Below are 22,298 nucleotides of genomic sequence, written 5' to 3' on the forward strand. Positions count from 1 at the left end.
CCCACAGTGTCCGGGGTGAACACAAAACCTGTGGGAGCGAGCTTGCTCGCGAAGGCCGCAACTCGGTTTCAGATCAGGCTGCAAACCCAGGCAGCACCGGCACCGGCCGCTTGTCATCATCAATAGCGACAAAGCTGAACTGCCCATGAATCGCCTTCTCGCGGCCATCACAACTCATGCTCTCGACAAACACTTCCACCTCGACCTTGAGGCTGGTATTGCCGACCTTGATCACTTTACCGACCAGTTCGACGATGGAGCCGGCCGGGATCGCGTGGTTGAAGTCGATGCGGTCGGTTGAAACAGTCACCAGCGGCAGGCGGCAGAAGCGCGTGGCGGTGATGAACGACACTTCGTCCATCCACGCCAGCGCGGTGCCGCCGAACAGGGTGTTGTGGTGGTTGGTGGTCGGCGGGAAGACGGCTTTGGTCACGCGGGTTACCGAGAGTTCGGTACGGCGCTGGATTTCCTGGTCACGGGTGGTCATGAAGAATGGCTCTGATTTCTGGCTCCCGAAACACAAGCAAGATCAAAAGATCGCAGCCTTCGGCAGCTCCTACAGTGGGTGCAGTTTATTGCAGGCAACAAAAAAGCAGCCCGTAGGCTGCTTTTTTCTGCATCGGAAGCTGGACTTAAGCCAGTTTTTCCTTGATGCGAGCTGCTTTACCCGACAGGTCGCGCAGGTAGTACAGCTTGGCTTTACGTACGTCACCGCGACGTTTAACAGCCATGCTGTCGATCTGCGGGGAGTAGGTCTGGAAAGTACGTTCTACGCCAACACCGTTGGAGATTTTACGAACGGTGAACGCACTGTTCACGCCGCGGTTACGCTTGGCGATGACAACGCCTTCGAACGCTTGCAGACGGGAACGATCGCCTTCCTTCACTTTCACCTGAACGACAATGGTGTCGCCTGGGGCAAAGGTAGGGATTTCTTTGGTCATCTGCTCTGCTTCGAGTGCAAGGATGATTTTGTTGGTCATGCTGTGCTCCTAAGGTAAATCAACTGATCTACCATCGATACGTTGTTAACTATCGTCCCGCTCGCGGATGTATTCCTCGAGCAGCTTCTTCTCTTCTCCAGAAAGCGAGCGGCTTTCCAGAAGATCGGCGCGTCGTTCATAGGTCCTACCAAGGGACTGCTGTAAACGCCAACGCCGGATATGCGCGTGATTGCCACTTAGCAACACGTCGGGAACACGCTGATCCGCATACACCTCAGGTCGGGTGTAGTGCGGGCAATCCAGCAGACCATCCGTAAAGGAATCTTCCTCAGCGGAATCCGCATGCCCTAAAGCTCCGGGCAGCAGTCGTGTAACCGCATCGATCATGACCATGGCCGGCAGCTCGCCGCCAGACAGTACATAGTCACCAATCGACCACTCTTCATCGACATGAGCCTCAATAAAGCGCTCGTCAATGCCTTCATAGCGGCCGGCAATCAGGATCAATGCATCCGATTTTGCCAACTCGCGTACCGCCGACTGAGTCAGTTGACGGCCTTGGGGGGACAGGTAAATCACCTTCGCCGCCTCCCCGGCTGCTGCCTTGGCCTGAACCAGAGCATCTTCCAGGGGCTTGATCTTCATCACCATGCCCGGACCACCGCCAAACGGGCGATCGTCCACAGTGTGATGCCGATCCGTCGTGTAATCCCGCGGATTCCAACAGGTCAGCTGCAACAGCCCCTGTTTGACCGCACGACTGGTAATGCCGTACTCACTGATGGCCGAGAACATCTCGGGGAACAGCGTAATGACGTCTACGCGCAGGCTGGCCATTGCTTAGAAGTCCGCGTCCCATTCCACCCGCATCACGCCTGCATCCAGGTCGATTGCCAGCACGCATTGCTCTGTGTAGGGCAACAACCGCTCGCGATCATCCAGGCTGCCCGCGCAGGGCTTGACCACCAATACATCGTTCGCGCCGGTCTCCAACAGGTGATCAACCTTGCCGAACAATTGCTCGTCCTGGTTGATGACGCTCAGACCCTGCAACTGGTACCAGTAGTACTCGTCGCCTGTCAGGTTGGGCAAAAGGCTTCGCGAGATGCAAATCTCGTAACCGCTCAGAAGACGGGCTTCATCGCGATCGTCGAGGCCTTTGAGCTTGGCAACCAGATCCTTTTGAGTGGATCGGCCGCTGACCAGCTCGACCTGTTTCACCACGCCTTCGCGCCGAAGCGTCCAGTTGCGGTAGTCCAACAGGTTTTCAATCGGATCGGTAAAGGAAAAAACCTTCACCTCGCCGCGAACGCCGTGAACCGAAAAAATCTTGCCGACAACGATCAGGTCATCAGCTTTTTCTGGCGTCGCGCTCATACTGCTCAGGCTGCAGCCTTGGCAGATTCCTTCAGCAACTGAGCAACACGCTCAGAAGGCTGTGCACCAACGCTCAGCCAGTAGGCTACGCGCTCTTGGTTCACGGACAGACGGATTTCCTGACCACGGGCAACAGGGTTGAAGAAGCCAACCTGTTCTTTGTGGGAGCCGTCACGCGGGTTACGCGAGTCGGTTACGGTCAGGTGGTAAAACGGGCGCTTTTTGGAGCCGCCAAGGGCAAGACGGATTGTTAGCATGTGAACATCGTTCCTGTAGTCGGTGCTGCAAATCTAAATGCACAGCGGGCATGGGTGCCCGAAAGGCCGCATATTCTAAGGAATATCCGGACTTTTGCAAATGACTTTTTCCGGCGCCTATGGCATGCCGTGCGGATTTGCATATAGAGCCGTCGATGAAAACGGCCAGTCAGCTCCCGCCGAGTGCGGGTTTGCTGTTGATCCTGCGTCCTTGCAGGGTCTGCGCCGGTGCGACGACCGGCGAAGTCATGGTGTCCTGAATCACATTTTCGGCATGCCGCCGCCGGGCAACATACCGCCCATGCCGCGCATCATTTTCGCCATTCCGCCTTTGGCGGTGAATTTCTTCATCATCTTCTGCATCTGCTTGTGCTGCTTGATCAAGCGGCCGATGTCCTGCACCTGAGTGCCGGAACCCATGGCGATCCGGCGCTTGCGCGAACCGCTGATCAGCTCAGGGTCGCGGCGCTCGGCCGGGGTCATGGAGTTGATGATGGCTTCCATCTGCTTGAACTGCTTCTCTGCCGCGTTCTGGGCATTGCCCATTTGCGACAGGTTGACGCCGCCGATGCTCGGCAGCTTGTCCATGAGGCCGCCGAGGCCGCCCATGTTCTTCATCTGTTGCAGCTGATCGCGGAAGTCTTCGAGGTCGAAGCCCTTGCCCTTCTTCAGCTTCTTGGCCAGTTTGTCGGCCTTGTCCTTGTCGAGGGTCGCCTCAGCCTGTTCGATCAGGCTGAGCACGTCGCCCATGCCGAGGATCCGCGAAGCGATACGCTCAGGGTGGAACGGATCGAGCGCTTCGCTCTTCTCGCCCATACCGATGAACTTGATCGGCTTGCCGGTGATTGCGCGCACCGACAGCGCGGCACCGCCACGGGCATCGCCGTCGACCTTGGTCAGGATCACACCGGTCAGCGGCAGCGCATCACCGAAGGCCTTGGCCGTGTTGGCCGCGTCCTGACCGGTCATGGCGTCAACCACGAACAGGGTTTCCACCGGGTTGATCGCGGCGTGCAGCGCCTTGATCTCGCCCATCATCTCTTCGTCGATGTGCAGACGACCGGCGGTGTCGACGATGACCACGTCGATGAATTTCAGTTTTGCTTCTTTAATAGCCGCGCTGGCGATGTCGACCGGCTTCTGGCTCAGATCGGACGGGAAGAACGTCACACCGATGTCGTTGGCCAGGGTTTCCAGCTGTTTGATCGCAGCCGGACGGTAAACGTCCGCCGACACGACCATCACCGACTTCTTCTTGCGCTCTTTAAGGAAGCGCGCCAGTTTGCCGGCCGTGGTGGTTTTACCGGCACCCTGCAGACCGGCCATCAGAATGACGGCGGGCGGCACGGCGCTCAGGTTCAAGTCTTCGTTGGCCGCGCCCATCAGGCTTTCGAGTTCGGCCTGGACGATCTTCACGAAGGCCTGGCCCGGCGTCAGGCTGCGCGACACCTCGGTGCCGACAGCGCGCTCCTTGACCGAATTGACGAAGTCCTTGACCACCGGCAGGGCGACGTCGGCTTCGAGCAACGCCATGCGCACTTCGCGCAGGGTGTCTTTGATATTGTCTTCAGTCAGCTTCGCCTTGCCGGTGACATGGCGCAGCGTCTGCGAGAGACGGTCGGTTAAGTTTTCAAACATTGCGCGATCCTTTCAGGCCCTGTGTAGACCGGGATAATGGCGGCCCAGACCGGATTCAACATGTGCTCGGCGAGCCTGCGGCGTGGGCAGGTCGCGGATTATAGCGAAGACTGCGTCGGGCGGACACCTCGCACTTTCGTGGTGTGGCGGTTCTATGCCAAACTCAGCGCCTTTCGGGCCTGCCTAACAGGATTTATGCTCCCCTTGTCACCCAGTTTGCTGACTACCATCGCCGCCGCGCTTCTTTATGCCGCTGCGACCCTTTATCAGGGCACACGCCTGGCCTCCGGCGCCAAGGCGAACAAGCGCCTGCTGGTTACGCTCGGCATCCTCGCCGTGCTCGCCCACAGCGCCAGCCTGCTCACTCACCTGCTGACGCCGATCGGCCTGGGCCTGGACTTCTTCAGCGCCGCCAGCCTGATCGCCGCGGCCGTCATCGCCCTGACGCTGCTGGCCTGCTCGCGGATCCCGGTGGAAAACCTCTTGGTGCTGCTGTTCCCGCTCGGCGCGGCCACGGTGTTGCTGGCGCAGTTCGCCCCGGCCGGCACGGTGCAGATCATCGACGAAGAGCCGGGCATCCTCGCCCACATCCTGCTGTCGATCCTCGCCTACGGCATGTTCACCATCGCGGTGTTCCAGGCCTTGCTGCTGTTGGTGCAGGATCACCAGCTCAAGCACAAGCACCCGTCTGGCCTGATCAAGAACTTCCCGCCGCTGCAAACCATGGAAAGCCTGTTGTTCGGCTTCCTCTGGGCTGGCTGGACGCTGCTGTCGCTGTCGCTGATCTCCGGCTGGCTGTTCGTCGAGAACCTGTTCGCCCAGCATCTGGTGCACAAGACCCTGCTGGCGTGCCTGGCCTGGATCGTGTTCAGCGTGCTGCTGTGGGGCCGCAATCGCCTCGGCTGGCGTGGCCACAAGGCGATTCGCTGGACTCTCGCCGGTTTCTGCCTGCTGATGTTGGCGTATTTCGGCAGCAAACTGGTTCGTGAATACATCCTGCACATCTGACGGGCGGCATAAATGGACGGTTTGCCCATAGGGCCGATGCTCGCGGTATTTGTCCTGCTGATTTTATGGTCGGGGCTGTTTACCGCCGTCGAAATCGCGCAGCAGCACTTGCTCGCGCAACGCACCGCCTCGCGCGCCAGCGATAAACCGCTGGCGAAGCTGAGCTTCCCCCTCGACAGTCTGATCCTGTGCAACACCCTGTGCCGCGCCCTCGCGGTAATCATTGCCACGCTGCTGGCGATCTTCCTTTGCGAGGAGAACGGCCCGTGGGCCGCCTGCCTCGTCGCCGGCGCCGTATTGCTGGTGTTTGCCGATTACTTTCCGCGCACCGTGGCCCAGCGCTACCCGGATGCGGTGCTGTCGTTCGGTAATACCCTGCTGGCGGTTCCGCTGAAGATTCTTTACCCGCTGGCGTGGCTGCTGAGCCGCATCAGCGGTCTGCTGCTGCGCCCCTTCGCGCGCAAACCCCAGGTGGTGCAGCAAAGTGAAGACGAAGAACCTGCCGACCCTGATAACGATCCGGAACACCCGTCTCGCACCCACCCGGTCTCAGGCATCCATGCGCTGGACAACATCACGGTCAACGACATTCTGGTGCCACGCAGCGATGTCGACGGCATCAACCTCGACGACTCGATCGAAGAGATCATCGAACAACTGCGCCACAACAAGCGCACGCGCCTGCCGGTGTTCCATAGCGACATCAATCAGGTCGAAGCGGTGCTCAACACCCGGCAGATCCGCCATCTGCTCAACGATGGCCAGCTGACCCGCGAAGCGCTGCTGGCCGCCAGCTACGAGCCGTACTTCGTTCCGGAAAGCACCCCGCTGCAACTGCAACTGCTGAACTTCCACAAGCAGCAGCGCCGCTTGGGCATGGTGGTGGACGAGTACGGCGAAGTGCTGGGCATCGTCACTCTGGAAGACATTCTCGAAGAAATCGTCGGCGAATTCGAAAGCGAGCACAGCCTCGACAACCCGCACATCCATCCGCAGCCCGACGGGCGCATGGTGATCGACGGCACCGCGTCGATCCGCGAGTTGAACAAATGCCTGGGCTGGCATTTGCCGAGCGACGGCCCGAAAACCCTCAACGGACTGGTGACCGAAGCGCTGGAGACCATTCCGGACAGCGCGGTGTGTCTGAAGATCGGGCGTTATCGGCTGGAGATTCTCGAGACCGAGGACAACCGGGTGAGCAAGGTGCTGATCTGGCATACGAGCGCGGTGCCTGCCAAGGTTTAAGCGCTTTTGTGGCGAGGGAGCTTGCTCCCGCTCGGGCGCGCAGCGGCCGTAAATGTGTTGGGGTCGCTTCGCAACCCAGCGGGAGCAAGCTCCCTCGCCACAGGAAGATCAATCGACGTCAATCCGCTGCGATCTTTTGCTCTTGTTTGATTGTTAGCCCCCTTCCTATAATCGAGCCGCTTACCCAAGCGCCGCCGAGCCCTGTGCTTACCCCGCACGCCAACGGTTTCGGTAATTTTCCGCGCCACCCCGACGACTGTTCCTACTCGAAACAGCGCTCGCGTCTCATCCCACATCCCTGGGTGTTCAACCATAATAATTCGCTCCAACGGAGCTCATGACTGTCAGGGATCACCGCATGACGACCAGTACCGCTTACAGCGCCACCGCGCCTGCCCAGCCGACCAACTCCGCCACCCGCGTGGCGACGGCGAGTTTCATCGGCACCGCCATCGAGTTCTACGACTTCTACGTTTACGCCACGGCCGCCGCGCTGGTTATCGGGCCGGTGTTCTTTCCGCAGACGTCCGGCACCGCGCAGATGCTTTCGGCGTTTCTCACCTTCGGCATCGCCTTCCTCGCCCGACCGCTGGGTTCGGCGCTGTTCGGCCATTTCGGTGACCGCATCGGGCGCAAGTCGACACTGGTCGCCTCGCTCTTGCTGATGGGCGTGTGCACCACGCTGATCGGCGTGCTGCCGGGTTACGCCAGCATTGGCGCCTGGGCACCGATTCTGTTGTGTGTGCTGCGTTTCGGTCAGGGTTTGGGATTGGGTGGCGAATGGGGTGGCGCGGCGTTGCTGGCCACGGAGAATGCGCCCAAGGGCAAACGGGCGTGGTTCGGCATGTTCCCGCAGCTTGGCCCGTCAATCGGCTTTCTTGCAGCCAATGGCCTGTTCCTGACCCTGGCCATGACCCTCGATGACGAGCAGTTCCGCAGCTGGGGCTGGCGGATACCGTTTCTGCTCAGTGCGGTGTTGGTGATGGTCGGCCTGTACGTGCGCCTCAAGCTCCATGAAACGCCAGTATTCGCCAACGCCATTGCTCGTCAGGAACGGGTGAAAGTGCCGCTGGTCGAGCTGTTCAGCCAATACTGGGCGCCAACCCTGCTTGGCGCAGCGGCCATGGTGGTGTGCTATGCGCTGTTTTATATCTCGACGGTGTTTTCCCTGAGCTACGGCGTGTCCACCCTCGGCTATAGCCGTGAAACGTTTCTTGGACTGCTGTGTTTTGCCGTGCTGTTCATGGCCGCCGCAACGCCGTTGTCCGCCTGGGCCAGCGACCGTTACGGGCGCAAACCGGTGCTGATCGTCGGCGGTGTACTGGCGATCCTGTCCGGATTCCTGATGGAGCCGCTGCTGACGCAAGGTTCGACCTGGGGCGTGGCGCTGTTCCTGTGCATCGAGCTGTTCCTGATGGGCGTGACGTTTGCCCCGATGGGCGCGCTGTTGCCGGAACTGTTTCCGACGCACGTGCGCTATACCGGCGCATCGGCCGCTTACAACCTCGGCGGGATCGTCGGCGCCTCGGCGGCTCCGTTCTTCGCGCAGAAACTGGTGGCAATGGGTGGTTTGAGTTATGTCGGCGGGTATGTGTCGGCGGCAGCGGTGCTCAGCCTGATTGCTGTGCTGTGCCTGAAGGAAACGCGCAATAACGATCTGAATCAGGTTGCCTGACAGAAGATCAAAAGCTTCGCGAGCAAGCTCGCTCCCACAATTGGTTTTGTGTACGCCACAGATCCAATGTGGGAGCGGGCTTGCTCGCGAATGCCGCGCCTCGGTTTACAGCTCTACAACAACAGCCTGAGCAGCCCGGGTCGCCTTGGCACGCGCTGCCTCAATCGACTCATCCCGCGCCAACGCCACGCCCATCCGGCGCTGACCATTGACTTCAGGCTTGCCGAACAGACGCAACGCCGTATCCGGCTCGCTCAGCGCTGCGCCAAGGTTGGCGAACGCGGTCTGGGTCGACTGCCCTTCCACCAGAATCACTGCCGAAGCCGAAGGGCCGAACTGACGGATCAGCGGCACCGGCAGACCGAGAATGGCGCGCGCGTGCAAGGCGAACTGCGACAGATCCTGAGAAATCAGGGTCACCAGACCGGTGTCATGCGGGCGTGGCGAGACTTCGCTGAACCACACTTGATCACCCTTGATGAACAGCTCGACGCCGAACAGACCGCGACCACCCAAGGCCTCGGTCACGGCTTTGGCCACGCGCTCGGACTCAGCCAGAGCAATCGGGCTCATGGCCTGCGGCTGCCAGGATTCCTGATAGTCGCCCTTCTCCTGACGGTGACCGACCGGTGCGCAGAACGTAGTGCCGCCGATGTGGCGCACGGTCAGCAGAGTGATTTCGTAGTCGAAATCGATGAAGCCTTCGATGATCACCCGACCTTTGCCGGCGCGACCGCCCTCTTGCGCGTAATCCCAGGCCTTCTGCACATCATCGGCGCTGCGCAGCAGGCTCTGGCCTTTACCCGACGAGCTCATGACTGGCTTGACCACGCACGGGAAGCCCAGGTCCTGAACGGCTTTGCTGTAGTCCTCGAAGGTGTCGGCAAAGTGGTACGGCGAGGTTGGCAGGTCCAGCTCTTCAGCGGCCAGACGGCGGATGCCTTCGCGGTTCATGGTCAGTTGCGCGGCGCGGGCCGTCGGGATCACGGTGAAGCCTTCGGCTTCCAGCTCGACCAGCGTGGCGGTGGCGATGGCTTCGATTTCCGGCACGATGAAGTGCGGTTTCTCGGCTTCGATGACTGCACGCAGCGCGGCGCCGTCGAGCATGTTGATCACGTGGCTGCGGTGCGCCACTTGCATGGCCGGCGCGTTGGCGTAACGGTCGACGGCAATCACTTCAACGCCCAGGCGTTGCAGCTCGATCACCACTTCCTTGCCCAACTCACCACAGCCACACAGCAATACGCGGGTCGCGGTCGGCGACAATGGAGTTCCGATACGGGTCATCTCAGGTCCTCAAAGAAGCGGATCATCGAGGAAAGCAACGCCAGACGCGCTTTCCATGGGGAGAAAGCGCGGCATTTTACATGAACCGCAGGGTTTGGCTCAGCTGGCGACAGCCTGTTTGCGCTCGCGCCAGGCCATGATCAGCCAGACGGCAGTGACGCCAGCGAACTTCGAGACCAGTGCCGTGATGATCACCGGTGGCGTCATCAGGTCGATCATGCCGAAAAAGATGAAGGTATCGAGCGGAATGCTCAGCGCCGAGCTGATCCACAGGCGGTCGCGCAGCGGCCGTTTGGTGACGCTGAACACCAGCCAGTCGATGATTTCCGACACCGCGAACGCCGTGGCGCTGGCCAACGCGATGGATGGATCGGAAGTGACGTAGGACAACACCAGCGCCGCCAGCATCGCCACGAGCGCACCGTGGCCGAAACGGGTTTGCACCATGTCGCGCAACACGAACACCAACCCGCCCCAGGCCGACCAGATGATGTCCAGGTGTGGCGCGGTGGAGAAAGCGAAGTTGATCAGCACGACGCTGCTGATGTAGGCGATGAGGAAAATCATGGGGGCGACCTGTCAAATTGGCGCACAGGTTACTTCAGGCTTTGAGTTGGGCCAATAAGAAGTAGCGACTGTCCTGGCCTCTTCGCGAGCAAGCCCGCTCCCACAGTTGATCGAAGGTGAACACAAATCCAATGTGGGAGCGGGCTTGCTCGCGAAGGCGGCCTGTCAGGCGCCTGATTTTCCGGGAACCATCCACACCAACCCACTCGCCTTCGCACGCTCATGACACAACCCCAGCACCACCCGCCGCTCGTCATTGGTCATGCGGCCCCAGCGCGTAATCTCCTCGACCGTGCGCTGGCAACCGGTACAAATATCGTCTTCATCCAGTGCGCAGATATTCACGCACGGCGAGGCAACGGGTCTTTCAGGCGTACTCATTCTTCCTGCTCTACCAGGTCACGCGCATAGCGCTGCGAGTTGTGCACATAGTGCGCGGCGCTGGCTTCGAGCATTTTCTTCTGCGGCTCGGTGAGTTCACGCACGACCTTGCCCGGCGAGCCCATCACCAGCGAGCCATCGGGGATCTCCTTGCCTTCGCCGATCAGCGAATTGGCGCCGATGATGCAGTTCTTGCCGATTTTCGCCCCGTTGAGGATCACCGCGTTGATGCCGATCAGGCTGTAGTCGCCGACGGTGCAGCCATGCAGCATGGCGTTGTGACCGATGGTCACGCCGGTGCCGATGGTCAGCGGATAGCCCATGTCGGTGTGCATCACCGTGCCGTCCTGGACGTTGCTGTTCTTGCCGATCAGGATCAGTTCGTTGTCGCCGCGCAATACGGCGTTGAACCAGACGTTGGCGCCCTCTTCCAGTCTGACCTTGCCCACCAGCACGGCATTGGGCGCGACCCAGCTCTGTGGATGGGTTTCGACGCGGGCGTCGCCCAGGCGGTATTTCATCTTGTTTTCCTCAGGGCTCACGATGACGGGCCATTCGAGCGATGGCTTCAGGTGTTGATATAGCTTTTGGGCGGATGATGCAGGCTGATCTGTTCGTCATAGAGCAGATTGATCAGTTCGACGATCATGATAGCGGTCAAACCCCAGATCTTGAACTCGCCGTAGCGATAACTCGGCACGTACCAGCTGCGCCCCTGGTAGTCGATACGGTGCGTGTGTTCGCGCGGGTCTTTGCGGAAGAACTCCAGCGGCACGTTGAAGACTGCGGCAATCTCGGCATCGTTGGCCTGGTATTCGACGAAGTCCGGGATCACCCCGACATACGGAGTGACCTTGATGCCGTGCAGGGAGATCAGCGGACTGAGCGGGCCGATCACCTCGACCAGCCCCGGTGGCAGGCCGATTTCTTCCTCGGCTTCGCGCAGAGCGGTGAAGATCAGATCGGGGTCTTCCGGGTCGCGGCGACCGCCGGGAAAGGCCACCTCGCCGCCATGGGTCGAGAGGCCGCTGGCGCGCAGCGTCAGCACCAGCTCGGGTTCGTCACTGCGGGTGATCGGCACCAGAACAGCGGCCTCGGGGAAACGTTTATCGGTCTCCAGCGTGCGCGGTGTGTGGTTGCTTACCCTATGCAGTAGCTCGTCCAGCATGAGTGTTCTCGATCTGTGCCTTACCCTGCATCATGCACCAATCATGGCAGCCGCCCAAGCCCCTGACCGGGCCATGTCGCGAAACGACAACTTGCCGACCGGCACCGCTGCACGCCAAGATAGGCGCAGCATTCAGGAACCCCAGCATGAAATTTTGCAGCCAGTGCGGCAACCCGGTGACCCAGCGCATTCCCGAAGGCGACTCGCGGCTGCGATTTGTCTGTGACAGCTGTCAGACCATTCACTATCAAAACCCCAATATCGTCGCCGGTTGCGTCGCGACCTGGGGCAGTAAAGTGCTGCTCTGCCGCCGCGCCATCGAGCCACGCCTCGGTTACTGGACGCTGCCCGCCGGTTTCATGGAAAACGGCGAAACCATCGAGCAAGCCGCGATCCGCGAAACCGCCGAGGAAGCCTGCGCCCGGGTGCGTAATCTGAGCATCTACACGCTGATCGACGTGCCGCACATCAGTCAGGTGCATGTGTTCTTCCGCGCCGAGCTGGCCGATCTGGACTTTGCTGCCGGGCCCGAAAGCCTCGAAGTGCAACTATTCGACGAAGCCGACATCCCGTGGGACGAGCTGGCTTTTCGCACGGTGGGGCGTACCTTAGAATGCTTCTTCGCTGATCGCCGCGCCGAAAGCTACCCGGTTCGCTCCGAATCGATTCCGCCGTTGACGCAGCCTGCCATCACCTAAAAGCTTCTATAAATAAAATATCTGCGTCACTCCCTGGGGAATCGTTTCAATGCGCTGGTTGCTTGCCCTGTTTTGCCTGTCGTTCGTCACCGTGTCTCAAGCGTCATTCGTGACCACCGTGACGCCGTCGAATACCCCGATGATCGAAAAAATCCTGGTGCTCAAATCGGCTCATCAACTGCAATTGATCGCCGACGGCAAGCCGATCAAGACCTATCGCATTTCCCTGGGCAAGGGCGCGAAAAAAGGACCGAAACTGATTGAAGGCGACAAACGCACGCCCGAAGGTTTCTACTGGATCGACTGGCGCAAGGTCAGTGAAAAATTCAACCTGGCGATGCACATCTCCTACCCGAACATCAGCGATTCGGCCCGCGCCCGCCGCGAAGGCGTCGAGCCTGGCGGGATGATCATGATCCACGGCACCCCGGATTCGGAAGAAACCCCGGAAGACCTGTTCCACACCCTGGACTGGACCGACGGCTGCATCGCCATGCGCAACATGGACATGCGTGAAGTCTGGGGTCTGGTGCCGGACGGCACGATGATCGAGATTCGCCCTTAACCAGCGACCGCTGGTCACCTGAAAAAAATAAATCAAAAGATCGCAGCCTGCGGCAGCTCCTACAGGGTTGATACCACTTCCCACTGTAGGAGCTGTCGCAGGCTGCGATCTTCTGCTTTCTAAAGCCCGCCCCTAATACCACTTCAAGCCACAACCCTCGAAACCCACCATTTCATTGGGCTACACGCCAATTCCCTGCGTTGACATGGTATTCAAGTGGTATTAATTTCCGCCCCACAAGCGAGCCACAACAATCCTATACTCGCGTCGGAAATGACCTACATGAACGACCTCCAGGCCCTACGCCCAGATGACTCCCAGCCGACGCCGCTGTACCTGCAGCTGGCGCGCAATCTGGAATCGGCGATCCATTCCGGGCAGTGGAAGGCCGAGCAGGCGATGCCCTCCGAACGCAACCTCAGCGAGCAACTGGGTATCTCCCGGGTCACCGCACGCAAAGCGCTGGAAGTGCTGCTCGATCAAGGTCTGATCCGCCGCCTGCAAGGTTCCGGCACGTTCATCACACCCCGTCTGGAACAACCGCTGTCACGCCTCTCGGGCTTCAGCGAAATGCTTCGCCTCAAGGGCTTTGTCCCCAGCTCGCAGTGGCTGGAGCGCGAAATCACCCTGCCGACTCACGAAGAACTGATCCGCCTGAGCCTGTCGCCGAACGACAAGGTCGCGCGCATGAAACGCCTGCGCAAGGCCGACGACACGGTGATGGCCATCGAGATGAGCACCCTGCCCGCCTCGATCATGCCTAAGCCGCACCTGGTCGGCGATTCGCTCTACGAATACCTCGACGGCATCGGCAAACCGATCGTCCGCGCCCTGCAGCACATCCAGGCGATCAACGCCTCGGACGAGTTCGCCGCGCTGGTCGGCATCGCCCCCGGCACCGCCATGCTGCTGATGACCCGGGTCGGCTACCTCGAAGACAACACGCCGATCGAAGTCACCGACACCTATTGCCGCAACGACTACTACGACTTTGTTGCAGAGCTTCGCCGCTGATCAGCAGCCAGGCCAAACGAGAGAAGCAAAATGTCCGAAGACAACATCCTCACCGCCAGCGGCTGGGTTCGCGGCCGGCTGATCCACGAACACGGCAGAGTCGTGTCGATCGAAGGCGTGCCCTGCGATCCGGCCGACAATGATCTGCCCTACCTGCTGCCGGGTTTCATCGATCTGCATGTCCATGGCGGTGGTGGCAAAGACATCATGGAAGGCGCCAGCGCTTTCGAAACCATCACTCGCACCCACGTGCGCTTCGGCACCACTTCGCTGCTGGCCACCACCATGACCGCGCCGAGTGCCGAGATCTCCAGCGTGCTGAAAGAGGTCGGCGAGTTCTGCGAACAGCGTCCGCAAGGTGCCGCCCGCGTCCTCGGTGTGCATCTGGAGGGCCCGTACATCAACCCCGGAAAACTCGGCGCGCAACCGAACTTCGCCCACACCGCGTTGATGGCCGAGGTCGAGCAATACCTCGCGCTGGCGCCGATCCGGGTGATCACCATCGCCCCGGAAATCGCCGGTCACGACGGGTTGATTCGTGAACTGAGCAGCCGGGGCATCCGCATGCAGATCGGCCACACCCTCGGCAGCTACGAGGAAGGCGTCGCCGCTCTGGAGGCTGGCGCGACCAGTTTCACCCATTTGTACAACGCCATGAGTCCGCTGCATCACCGCGAACCGGGGATCGTCGGCGCCGCGCTGGCCCACGCCAAATTCGCCGAACTGATCCCGGACTTGCTGCACGTGCATCCCGGTGCGATCCGCGTGGCCCTGCGTTCGATCCCATGCCTGTATTGCGTCACCGATTCGACCGCGGCCGCCGGCATGCCCGACGGTGAATATAAGCTCGGCAGCCACACCGTGACCAAATGCCTGGGCGGCGTGCGCCTGCCCGACGGCACGCTGGCCGGCAGCACCCTGACCATGGATCAGGCCCTGCGCAATCTGGTGAAGATCGGCTTGCCGATTGCCGAGGCCTCGCAACGTCTTTCGCAATTTCCCGCCGACTACCTCGGCATCACTGAACGCGGGCGCCTGCAACCGGGTGCCTGGGCCGACTGCGTGCGGCTGGATCGCTCACTCACACTGACCGCCGTCATGGTCGAAGGAGAAGACATTGACTTCAAAAATGCTTGAAGAGGCGCTGTCCTCGTTCGAGGCCGTGCAAGCCCAACTGCAACAGCTCGACCCGCAGATGATCGAGATCGCCGGGCGCCTGCGCCGTCAGCCGCCACAAGTGGCGATGACCGTCGCGCGTGGCAGTTCCGACCATGCAGCGAGCTACTTCGCCTACCTGACCATGCAGCAACTGGGCGTACCGGTGGCGTCGTTGCCGATGTCGGTGGTGACCATGCAGCAGGCGCCGCTGAAGGTCAGCGGTCAGGTGGCGTTCGCGTTCTCGCAATCAGGTCAGAGCCCGGATCTGGTCAACAGTCTGCGTCTGCTACGCAAGCGCGGCGCACTGAGCGTATCGATGGTCAACGCTGCCGATTCGCCGTTGGAAGCCGCATGTGAATTCAGCCTGCCGCTGCTCGCCGGTATCGAAAGCAGCGTCGCCGCGACCAAGAGTTTCATCGCCACCCTGAGCGCCAGTGCCCGCCTGATCGCGCACTGGAAAGAAGACAGCGAACTGCTGGAAGCGCACAACGCCCTGCCCGAAGGCCTGCGCGAAGCGGCGCAGCAGGACTGGAGCACCGCGATCGACGCCTTGCGCGACTGTGAACGCCTGATGGTCATTGGCCGTGGCGCCGGTTTTGCCATCGCCCAGGAAGCCGCGCTGAAATTCAAGGAAACCTCGGCGATTCAGGCCGAAGCCTTCAGCAGTGCCGAAGTCCGTCACGGCCCGATGGCGCTGATCGACGAGCATTACCCGTTGCTGGTGTTCGCCCCGCGCGGTGCCGAACAGGCCGGTCTGATCAGCCTTGCGGCAGAGATGCGTCAACGCGGCGCCCGTGTGCTGCTGGCGGCGCCGGACGACATCCTCGAGCGCGACCTGACCCTGAGCCGCGCCGAACACCCGGCCCTCGATCCGATCCTGGCGATCCAGAGCTTCTACGTGATGGCCGCAGGTCTCGCCGTGGCCCGCGGCATGGATCCGGACCAGCCGCGTCACCTGAGCAAAGTGACCCGTACGCACTAAGTCCGAATGACTGCACACCTGATGAGACCGAGCCATGCACAACAACAATAAAGAGCTGACCCTCAGCGCCCCGCTCAGCGGCCCGGTGCTCACGCTCGCCAAAGTCCCGGACGCGGTGTTCGCCAGCGGCGCGATGGGTGACGGCATCGCCATCGACCCGCTGAATGACACTCTGTATTCGCCCTGCGCCGGGGAGATCATCCACGTCGCCCGCACCGGCCACGCGCTGACCGTGCGCGCCGACAACGGCGCGGAAATCCTCCTGCATCTGGGCCTGGACACCGTTGAACTGAACGGCGAAGGCTTCTCGATGCTGGTCAAGGAAGGCGCGCGGGTCAGCAACGGCCAACCGTTGTTGCGCTATGACCTGGACAAGGTCGGCCAGCAGTGCAAAAGCCTGGTCAGCCTGTTGATCCTGACCAACAGCCAGGATTTCCAGGTGCGCCCGATCACACTCAAAGCGGTGAAGGTCGGCGAGCCGTTGCTGCACATTATTGCCCGCAACGGTGCGGCTGCGAATGTTGAAGAAACTGGCGGGCCTGAGGTGCGTGGGCAAGTGTTGGTGGCTCATCGCGGCGGTCTGCATGCGCGCCCTGCCGCACTGATTCGGCAGACCGCACAAGGCTTCAAGAGCCAGTCGCAGCTGCACTTCGCCGGCAAATCGGCGCCGTGCAACAGCCTGATCGGCTTGATGGGACTGGCCATCGGCGAGCAGGATGAAGTGCACGTCAGCTGTCAGGGGCCGGACGCCGAAGCCGCGCTGCAAGCCTTGCTGAATGCGTTGGCAACTGCCCTGCCTGACGATCATCACGCCGCTGCACCGGTCAGCGCCGCACCGCGCAAGCGTTCGGCCGAAGCTGGCGTACTGCAAGGTGTCTGCGCCGCGCCGGGGCTGGTCGGCGGGCCGCTGTTTCGCCTGAACGCGATCAGCCTGCCGGCGGATGCGGGCAAGCATGATCCGCTGGCGCAACAACAGGTGCTTGAGTCGGCGCTGAAGCAGGTTCGCAACGAAATCAACGCCACTCTCACCCAAGCGAAAAAGCACAAGAGCACCGACGAAGAAGCGATCTTCGCCGCGCATCTGGCACTGCTCGAAGACCCGGCCCTGCTCGACGCCGCGCAGCATGCTATCGACCAAGGCACAGCGGCGACCCACGCGTGGAGCCAGTCGATCGACGTGCAGTGCGAAGTACTGCAACACACCGGCAGCGCGCTGCTGGCCGAACGCGCCAACGACCTGCGCGACCTCAAGCAACGGGTGCTGCGCGCCCTGCTTGGCGAAGCCTGGCATTACGACGTGCCGACCGGCGCCATCGTCGCTGCGCATGAACTGACGCCATCGGATCTGCTGCAACTTAGCGCGCAGGGTGTCGCCGGGTTGTGCATGGCCGAGGGTGGCGCGACCTCGCACGTGGCGATCCTGGCGCGCGGCAAAGGTCTGCCGTGCCTGGTTGCACTGGGCGCCGCTTTACTCGATCAAGCACAGGGTCAGTCGGTGGTGCTGGATGCCGATGGCGGCCGCCTCGAGCTGACGCCGAACACCGAACGCCTGGCCGAAGTACAACAGGCGCAAATCGAGCGTCAGCAACGCCGCGATGCGCAACAGGCCAAGGCGCATCTGCCCGCCGAAACCCGCAATGGCGTGGCGATCGAAGTGGTCGCCAATGTCGCTTCCAGCCATGAAGCGGCAGACGCCTTTGCCAACGGTGCCGATGGCGTTGGCCTGCTGCGCACCGAGTTCCTGTTCGTCGACCGGCAGACCGCGCCGGACATCGAAGAGCAGCGTGCCGCCTATCAATCCGTGCTCGATGCCATGGGCGAGCACTCGGTGATCATCCGTACCATCGACGTCGGCGGCGACAAGCAACTCGACTACCTGCCGCTGCCCGCCGAAGCCAACCCGGTGCTCGGCCTGCGCGGCATTCGTCTGGCCCAGGCCCGCCCGGAAATCCTCGATCAGCAACTGCGCGCACTGCTGCAAGTCAGCCCGCTACGCCGTTGCCGGATCCTGTTGCCGATGGTCACCGAAGTCGACGAACTGCTGCACATCCGCCAACGGGTCGATGCGCTGTGCATCGAACTGGGTGTGACTCAGCGCCCGGAAATCGGCGTGATGATCGAAGTCCCCGCCGCCGCGCTGCAAGCCGAACAACTGGCCGAGCACGCCGATTTCCTGTCGATCGGCACCAACGACCTGTCGCAATACACCTTGGCCATGGACCGCGACCACGCCGGCCTCGCCGCTCGCGTCGATGCCCTGCACCCGGCGCTGCTGCGACTGATCGCCATGACCTGCGCAGGTGCGGCGGTGCACAAGCGCTGGGTCGGCGTGTGCGGCGCCCTCGCCTCCGATCCACTGGCGACGCCGGTGCTGATCGGCCTCGGTGTGACCGAACTGTCGGTGAGCCCGGTGCAGATCGGTGAAATCAAGGATCGCGTGCGCCAGTTGCACGAGGCCGAATGCCAACGCCTCAGCCGCGACCTATTGAAACTCAACAGCGCCGCTGCGGTTCGTCACGCCTGCCACCAGCATTGGCCTCTGCACTAACAACAAGCTCTCTATAAAGAGCAGGGAGAACCACCATGTACCAACTCTTCATCGAAGGCCTGCAACGCCTCGGCCGCGCGCTGATGTTGCCAATCGCGATCCTGCCGATTGCCGGCCTGCTGCTGCGTCTGGGTGACACCGACCTGCTGAACATCGCGATCATCCACGATGCTGGGCAAGTGATCTTCGCCAACCTGGCAATGATCTTCGCCATCGGCATCGCTGTCGGTTTCGCCAAGGACAACAACGGCACCGCAGGCCTGGCCGGGGTGATCGGTTACCTGGTGATGATCTCCACGCTCAAGGTGCTCGACCCGAGCATCAACATGGGCATGCTCGCCGGGATTGTCAGCGGCCTGATGGCCGGCGCGCTGTACAACCGCTTCAAGGACATCAAGCTGCCGGAGTACCTGGCATTCTTCGGCGGCCGGCGCTTCGTGCCGATCGTCACCGGTTTCGCCGCCGTCGCGCTGGGCGTGGTGTTCGGCTACATCTGGCCGCCGATCCAGCACGGCATCAACAGCTTCGGCAGCCTGATGATGGAAAGCGGCAGCTTCGGCGCCTTCGTCTTCGGCGTGTTCAACCGCCTGCTGATCGTTACCGGCCTGCACCACATCCTCAACAACATGGCGTGGTTCGTGTTCGGCAACTTCACCGACCCGACCACCGGCGCACTGGTCACCGGCGACCTGTCACGCTACTTCGCTGGCGATCCAAAGGGCGGCCAGTTCATGACCGGCATGTTCCCGATGATGATCTTCGGCCTGCCTGCTGCGTGCCTGGCGATGTACCGCAACGCGTTGCCGGAGCGCCGTAAGGTCATGGGCGGGATTTTCCTGTCGATGGCGCTGACGTCGTTTTTGACCGGGGTGACTGAACCGATTGAATTCGCCTTCATGTTTTTGGCGCCGTTGTTGTATCTGCTGCATGCGCTGCTGACCGGGTTGTCGATGGCGATCACCAATGCGCTGAACATCCACCTCGGTTTTACCTTCTCCGGCGGCTTCATCGACATGGTGCTGGGTTGGGGGCGCTCGACCAATGGCTGGCTGGTGATCCCGGTCGGACTGGCGTACGCCGTGGTGTATTACGCGGTGTTTGATTTCTGTATTCGTCGTTTCAACCTGAAGACGCCGGGACGCGAGGACGTGGCTGCCACCGAGAAGTCGGTGCTTACGGAAAACGAACGTGCCGCTGCGTACATCAAGGCCTTGGGCGGTGCCGAGAACCTGCTCACCGTTGGCGCCTGCACGACTCGTCTGCGCCTGGAAATGGTCGATCGCAACAAGGCATCCGATGCTGACTTGAAGGCACTGGGTGCGATGGCCGTGGTACGCCCGGGCAAGGGCGGCAGCTTGCAGGTGGTGGTCGGGCCATTGGCCGACAGCATCGCCGACGAAATCCGCCTCGCCATGCCGACGCTGGGGCGTGCGTTGGTGGCTGCGCCTGCGGTAGTGGTCGAGGAATCGAAAGCTGCAATGGTCGCTGCACCGGAAGCCCAGCAATGGCTGACGGCGTTGGGCGGTAGCGAGAATGTGCTGCAGCTGGACTGCATCGCCCTGACCCGTATTCGCCTGCAATTGGTCGATGGCAAAGCGTTGTCCGAGGCTCAGTTGAAAGAGCTGGGTTGCCAAGGTGTCAGCCCGCTGGAGGGTGGGGTCTGGCATTTGTTGATTGGTGAGAAAGCGGCGAGTTTGAATGAGGCGATTGAGGCGTTGGTTAATCGGAGTGAGATCAGCGCCAAGGTTTGACTCACCGACGTCTGGGCGGCCCCCTTCGCGAGCAAGCCCGCTCCCACATTGATCTGTGTACGCCGGTCAAATGTGGGAGCGGGCTTGCTCGCGAAGAACGATAACGCGGTAAGCCTGAGAGATCAGGTCTGTGGATCGACCCGGTCCAGCGCGCGGTTTACCGCCAGTTCGGCGAGCATGACGATTTGCTGGATGGCAAGAGCGGTGCTGCGTTGCAGGCCGCTGAGTTCGCTGGCGAAGTTGCTGGCCATGGCACTGGCGCAGCCCAACGATTCGTAGGCGTGGGCCAGCAGGGTTTCGGTGTCGATGCTTGGGTTGACCAGGAACATCGTGCTGGGCTGATGCGCCTGAGCGGGTTGCGGGGTGAAGTAGAAATCGACAGCGCGCTTGATGGCTTCACGGTCTTTCGTCAGGTCTTCGACGCGGATGGCGTCTACGGGTGGTGCTGTGGTTTCGTGGGGTGGGTCGGGGATTAGCTTATCCATGTTTCAATTTCCTCTAATAAGTGCGAGAGCCACTTATTCCCGATCTCACTCGAAGATAAGGTGGCAGCCATGTACGGGGTGAGATCACCGGTATGGATAAACCCGGCAGGACATTCGTCCACCCGCACACAGCCGCCATAGAGAATCGCGTCAGTTTAAGCTGGCAGCGATTATGGAGGGACATGCACAAGTATCCAAATGAATAGCCGGGGATCTCACACCCGGTCGCTGAATTGGCAGCGACAGACAAAGCCTAGAGACCGGGCGTCCGAGAGACAACCTGAAAACCTTGTGGGAAGGTTCTGGTTATTTGACACAGATTTAAACAGGACCAATGCCCTTGGTGACCAGACTGACCCCATCGCCAGCAGGCTGGCTCCCACAATTACAACCCGGTGTATTCAGGTAGAGATTGGTCGGCTGTCAGGCCGCCATCGCTGGCAGGCCAGGCTCCCACAGGGGTTGAGTACATCTGCAATGGATCAGTGAGCTATCAGGACGCCTTCGCGAGCAAGCCCGCTCCCACAATTTCAACCCGGTGTATTCAGGTAGAGATTGGTTGGCTGTCAGGCCGCCATCGCTGGCAAGCCAGGCTCCCACAGGGGTTGAGTACATCTGCAATGGATCAGTGAGCTGGCAGGACGCCTTCGCGAGCAAGCCCGCTCCCACAATTTCAACCCGGTTTATTCAGATAGAAATTGGTCGGCTATCAGGCCGCCATCGCCAGCAGGCTGGCTCCTAAAATTTAGGAAGCGCACACCCCATGCGGCGAAGCCGCCCCACTCCAGGATGAGCGCAAGCTCGGCTGCAGCTCTTGATCTTGATCCACGGGCGACGTCGGAAGGCTGAGTGGAGGGATTGATCCGGGGGTGGGAGCGCAGCGACCGTTTGGCGCAGCCAAACACAGCGAGAGGAGGTGCAGCGAAGCAAACCGGAGGCGCTGCGCCCGGATCAATCCCGGAGCGAAGGGACCCCGAGCCTCAGCGAGCGGGCCGAACGTAGGAGCAAGACTTTTTGGTTACTTTTGAGGCGTTTGTCAAAAGTGACTCGCTGTAAGAGCGAAACCGCCAGCCGCAGCACCCGCAGAAACGGATATTCACACAGTCAGCCAGAACATGGTCGCCTGTCAGGGCGCCATCGCGAGCAGGCTCACTCCTACAGAAAAGCAAATCGCAGGCAACAAAAAACCCGCAGACAATCACTCATCTGCAGGTTTCCCGTTCCAGCGGAAGGAAGATCAGAAATCCTCCAACCGCCACACTTCATAAGCCGGCGTCTCGTACGGGTGACTCAACTTCAAAGCCGCCACCACATCACGAATCAACGCGTCACAAACCACAAGCTCAACCTTCCACTCCTCAACCCGCTCAACCTGCCCCGCCTCACCAATGAACGGCTGACTGCCGTCCAAAGGCCGAAACTGACCAGACCCAAGCACCTGCCAAGCACAGTGGTCATAGTCCCCGATCCGCCCACCACCGGCAGCGAATACAGCGTCCTTGACCACCTCGACATGACTGTCAGGAACAAAAAACCCGAGCTTGTACACA

At 61.1% G+C, this 22,298-nt stretch carries 23 protein-coding genes; 10 read left to right on the forward strand and 13 right to left on the reverse strand.

Going from position 1 to position 22,298, the window contains the following annotated elements; translation table 11 throughout:
• Positions 1-73: 73 nt before the first annotated feature.
• The 6 genes from M0808_RS26645 to ffh all read right to left on the reverse strand — a co-directional run bounded on the left by M0808_RS26645 (position 74) and on the right by ffh (position 4,216).
• Positions 74-487 (reverse strand): acyl-CoA thioesterase, encoded by a 414-nt coding sequence (locus M0808_RS26645; RefSeq protein ID WP_007908981.1) that lies wholly within the window; start codon positions 485-487, stop codon positions 74-76.
• 145 nt (positions 488-632) lie between these two features.
• Positions 633-983 carry a 50S ribosomal protein L19 gene (gene rplS / locus M0808_RS26650; RefSeq protein ID WP_003175895.1) on the reverse strand — a complete coding sequence of 117 codons (351 nt, stop codon included), beginning with the start codon at positions 981-983 and terminating at the stop codon, positions 633-635.
• A gap of 45 nt (positions 984-1,028) precedes the next feature.
• Positions 1,029-1,781, reverse strand: a complete 753-nt coding sequence (trmD, locus tag M0808_RS26655; protein WP_003221981.1) for a tRNA (guanosine(37)-N1)-methyltransferase TrmD — start codon at positions 1,779-1,781, stop codon at positions 1,029-1,031.
• Between the two features lie 3 nt (positions 1,782-1,784).
• Positions 1,785-2,321: a ribosome maturation factor RimM gene (rimM, locus tag M0808_RS26660; RefSeq protein ID WP_003221979.1), complete on the reverse strand. Its 537-nt coding sequence runs from the start codon at positions 2,319-2,321 to the stop codon at positions 1,785-1,787.
• 5 nt (positions 2,322-2,326) lie between these two features.
• A complete protein-coding gene (rpsP, locus tag M0808_RS26665; protein ID WP_003185073.1) occupies positions 2,327-2,578 on the reverse strand; it encodes a 30S ribosomal protein S16 in 252 nt (83 codons plus the stop codon).
• Positions 2,579-2,839: 261 nt separating this feature from the next.
• Entirely contained in the window at positions 2,840-4,216 is a 1,377-nt protein-coding gene (gene ffh / locus M0808_RS26670) for a signal recognition particle protein (RefSeq protein WP_123464947.1), read from the reverse strand.
• Between the two features lie 195 nt (positions 4,217-4,411).
• Here ffh and ccsA point away from each other — a divergent pair, with 195 nt between their 5' ends.
• From ccsA to M0808_RS26685, 3 genes are all read left to right on the forward strand, one after another.
• Positions 4,412-5,224, forward strand: coding sequence for a cytochrome c biogenesis protein CcsA (ccsA, locus tag M0808_RS26675; RefSeq protein WP_027610969.1), 813 nt, complete (start codon positions 4,412-4,414; stop codon positions 5,222-5,224).
• 12 nt (positions 5,225-5,236) lie between these two features.
• Entirely contained in the window at positions 5,237-6,469 is a 1,233-nt protein-coding gene (locus M0808_RS26680; protein ID WP_247843037.1) for a transporter associated domain-containing protein, read from the forward strand.
• A gap of 358 nt (positions 6,470-6,827) precedes the next feature.
• Positions 6,828-8,144, forward strand: coding sequence for an MFS transporter (locus M0808_RS26685; RefSeq protein ID WP_247843038.1), 1,317 nt, complete (start codon positions 6,828-6,830; stop codon positions 8,142-8,144).
• A 105-nt stretch (positions 8,145-8,249) separates the two neighbouring features.
• On the opposite strand, the gene purT is transcribed toward M0808_RS26685, so the two are convergent.
• The 5 genes from purT to M0808_RS26710 all read right to left on the reverse strand — a co-directional run bounded on the left by purT (position 8,250) and on the right by M0808_RS26710 (position 11,547).
• Positions 8,250-9,431, reverse strand: a complete 1,182-nt coding sequence (gene purT, locus M0808_RS26690) for a formate-dependent phosphoribosylglycinamide formyltransferase (RefSeq protein WP_003221968.1) — start codon at positions 9,429-9,431, stop codon at positions 8,250-8,252.
• A gap of 99 nt (positions 9,432-9,530) precedes the next feature.
• Positions 9,531-9,998 carry a VUT family protein gene (locus M0808_RS26695; protein ID WP_007967799.1) on the reverse strand — a complete coding sequence of 156 codons (468 nt, stop codon included), beginning with the start codon at positions 9,996-9,998 and terminating at the stop codon, positions 9,531-9,533.
• A gap of 165 nt (positions 9,999-10,163) precedes the next feature.
• Positions 10,164-10,379: a DUF1289 domain-containing protein gene (locus M0808_RS26700; protein ID WP_247843039.1), complete on the reverse strand. Its 216-nt coding sequence runs from the start codon at positions 10,377-10,379 to the stop codon at positions 10,164-10,166.
• Positions 10,376-10,900 carry a gamma carbonic anhydrase family protein gene (locus M0808_RS26705; RefSeq protein WP_042606912.1) on the reverse strand — a complete coding sequence of 175 codons (525 nt, stop codon included), beginning with the start codon at positions 10,898-10,900 and terminating at the stop codon, positions 10,376-10,378. The genes M0808_RS26700 and M0808_RS26705 overlap by 4 nt, the downstream gene beginning before the upstream one ends.
• Positions 10,901-10,947: 47 nt before the next feature.
• On the reverse strand, positions 10,948-11,547 hold the full coding sequence (locus tag M0808_RS26710) for a CoA pyrophosphatase (protein WP_007967803.1): 600 nt from the start codon (positions 11,545-11,547) through the stop codon (positions 10,948-10,950).
• A 146-nt stretch (positions 11,548-11,693) separates the two neighbouring features.
• On the opposite strand from M0808_RS26710, the gene M0808_RS26715 reads away from it, so the two are divergent.
• The 7 genes from M0808_RS26715 (at position 11,694) to nagE (ending at position 20,263) form a co-directional block, all read left to right on the forward strand.
• On the forward strand, positions 11,694-12,245 hold the full coding sequence (locus tag M0808_RS26715) for an NUDIX hydrolase (protein WP_027610966.1): 552 nt from the start codon (positions 11,694-11,696) through the stop codon (positions 12,243-12,245).
• Positions 12,246-12,294: 49 nt separating this feature from the next.
• A complete protein-coding gene (locus tag M0808_RS26720; protein ID WP_027610965.1) occupies positions 12,295-12,810 on the forward strand; it encodes a L,D-transpeptidase family protein in 516 nt (171 codons plus the stop codon).
• A 273-nt stretch (positions 12,811-13,083) separates the two neighbouring features.
• Positions 13,084-13,824, forward strand: coding sequence for a GntR family transcriptional regulator (locus M0808_RS26725; RefSeq protein WP_161794889.1), 741 nt, complete (start codon positions 13,084-13,086; stop codon positions 13,822-13,824).
• Positions 13,825-13,854: 30 nt separating this feature from the next.
• On the forward strand, positions 13,855-14,961 hold the full coding sequence (gene nagA / locus M0808_RS26730) for an N-acetylglucosamine-6-phosphate deacetylase (protein WP_247843040.1): 1,107 nt from the start codon (positions 13,855-13,857) through the stop codon (positions 14,959-14,961).
• Positions 14,942-15,964: an SIS domain-containing protein gene (locus M0808_RS26735; protein ID WP_247843041.1), complete on the forward strand. Its 1,023-nt coding sequence runs from the start codon at positions 14,942-14,944 to the stop codon at positions 15,962-15,964. Before nagA ends, M0808_RS26735 begins: the two co-directional genes overlap by 20 nt.
• A 34-nt stretch (positions 15,965-15,998) precedes the next feature.
• Positions 15,999-18,512: a phosphoenolpyruvate--protein phosphotransferase gene (ptsP, locus tag M0808_RS26740; RefSeq protein ID WP_247843042.1), complete on the forward strand. Its 2,514-nt coding sequence runs from the start codon at positions 15,999-16,001 to the stop codon at positions 18,510-18,512.
• A 35-nt stretch (positions 18,513-18,547) separates the two neighbouring features.
• Positions 18,548-20,263, forward strand: a complete 1,716-nt coding sequence (nagE, locus tag M0808_RS26745; protein WP_247843043.1) for an N-acetylglucosamine-specific PTS transporter subunit IIBC — start codon at positions 18,548-18,550, stop codon at positions 20,261-20,263.
• Between the two features lie 122 nt (positions 20,264-20,385).
• On the opposite strand, the gene M0808_RS26750 is transcribed toward nagE, so the two are convergent.
• Both M0808_RS26750 and M0808_RS26755 read right to left on the reverse strand, forming a co-directional pair.
• A complete protein-coding gene (locus M0808_RS26750) occupies positions 20,386-20,748 on the reverse strand; it encodes a DUF6124 family protein (protein ID WP_247843044.1) in 363 nt (120 codons plus the stop codon).
• A 1,237-nt stretch (positions 20,749-21,985) separates the two neighbouring features.
• The gene (locus M0808_RS26755; protein ID WP_223008427.1) at positions 21,986-22,297 is read right to left on the reverse strand and encodes a YqfO family protein; all 312 of its coding nucleotides are present in this window, start codon (positions 22,295-22,297) and stop codon (positions 21,986-21,988) included.
• Between the last annotated feature and the right edge of the window lies 1 nt (position 22,298).

Origin of the sequence: Pseudomonas sp. MWU12-3103b, from assembly GCF_023100615.1 — a bacterium.
Classification (GTDB): Bacteria; Pseudomonadota; Gammaproteobacteria; order Pseudomonadales; family Pseudomonadaceae; genus Aquipseudomonas; species Aquipseudomonas putida_A.

Excerpts from the sequence above, each read along its gene's own strand:
- M0808_RS26645 (WP_007908981.1), bottom strand. The coding sequence starts at position 487 with ATGACCACCCGTGACCAGGAAATCCAGCGCCGTACCGAACTCTCGGTA.
- rplS (WP_003175895.1), bottom strand. The coding sequence starts at position 983 with ATGACCAACAAAATCATCCTTGCACTCGAAGCAGAGCAGATGACCAAA.
- trmD (WP_003221981.1), bottom strand. The coding sequence starts at position 1,781 with ATGGCCAGCCTGCGCGTAGACGTCATTACGCTGTTCCCCGAGATGTTC.
- rimM (WP_003221979.1), bottom strand. The coding sequence starts at position 2,321 with ATGAGCGCGACGCCAGAAAAAGCTGATGACCTGATCGTTGTCGGCAAG.
- rpsP (WP_003185073.1), bottom strand. The coding sequence starts at position 2,578 with ATGCTAACAATCCGTCTTGCCCTTGGCGGCTCCAAAAAGCGCCCGTTT.
- ffh (WP_123464947.1), bottom strand. The coding sequence starts at position 4,216 with ATGTTTGAAAACTTAACCGACCGTCTCTCGCAGACGCTGCGCCATGTC.
- ccsA (WP_027610969.1), top strand. The coding sequence starts at position 4,412 with ATGCTCCCCTTGTCACCCAGTTTGCTGACTACCATCGCCGCCGCGCTT.
- M0808_RS26680 (WP_247843037.1), top strand. The coding sequence starts at position 5,237 with ATGGACGGTTTGCCCATAGGGCCGATGCTCGCGGTATTTGTCCTGCTG.
- M0808_RS26685 (WP_247843038.1), top strand. The coding sequence starts at position 6,828 with ATGACGACCAGTACCGCTTACAGCGCCACCGCGCCTGCCCAGCCGACC.
- purT (WP_003221968.1), bottom strand. The coding sequence starts at position 9,431 with ATGACCCGTATCGGAACTCCATTGTCGCCGACCGCGACCCGCGTATTG.
- M0808_RS26695 (WP_007967799.1), bottom strand. The coding sequence starts at position 9,998 with ATGATTTTCCTCATCGCCTACATCAGCAGCGTCGTGCTGATCAACTTC.
- M0808_RS26700 (WP_247843039.1), bottom strand. The coding sequence starts at position 10,379 with ATGAGTACGCCTGAAAGACCCGTTGCCTCGCCGTGCGTGAATATCTGC.
- M0808_RS26705 (WP_042606912.1), bottom strand. The coding sequence starts at position 10,900 with ATGAAATACCGCCTGGGCGACGCCCGCGTCGAAACCCATCCACAGAGC.
- M0808_RS26710 (WP_007967803.1), bottom strand. The coding sequence starts at position 11,547 with ATGCTGGACGAGCTACTGCATAGGGTAAGCAACCACACACCGCGCACG.
- M0808_RS26715 (WP_027610966.1), top strand. The coding sequence starts at position 11,694 with ATGAAATTTTGCAGCCAGTGCGGCAACCCGGTGACCCAGCGCATTCCC.
- M0808_RS26720 (WP_027610965.1), top strand. The coding sequence starts at position 12,295 with ATGCGCTGGTTGCTTGCCCTGTTTTGCCTGTCGTTCGTCACCGTGTCT.
- M0808_RS26725 (WP_161794889.1), top strand. The coding sequence starts at position 13,084 with ATGACCTACATGAACGACCTCCAGGCCCTACGCCCAGATGACTCCCAG.
- nagA (WP_247843040.1), top strand. The coding sequence starts at position 13,855 with ATGTCCGAAGACAACATCCTCACCGCCAGCGGCTGGGTTCGCGGCCGG.
- ptsP (WP_247843042.1), top strand. The coding sequence starts at position 15,999 with ATGCACAACAACAATAAAGAGCTGACCCTCAGCGCCCCGCTCAGCGGC.
- nagE (WP_247843043.1), top strand. The coding sequence starts at position 18,548 with ATGTACCAACTCTTCATCGAAGGCCTGCAACGCCTCGGCCGCGCGCTG.
- M0808_RS26750 (WP_247843044.1), bottom strand. The coding sequence starts at position 20,748 with ATGGATAAGCTAATCCCCGACCCACCCCACGAAACCACAGCACCACCC.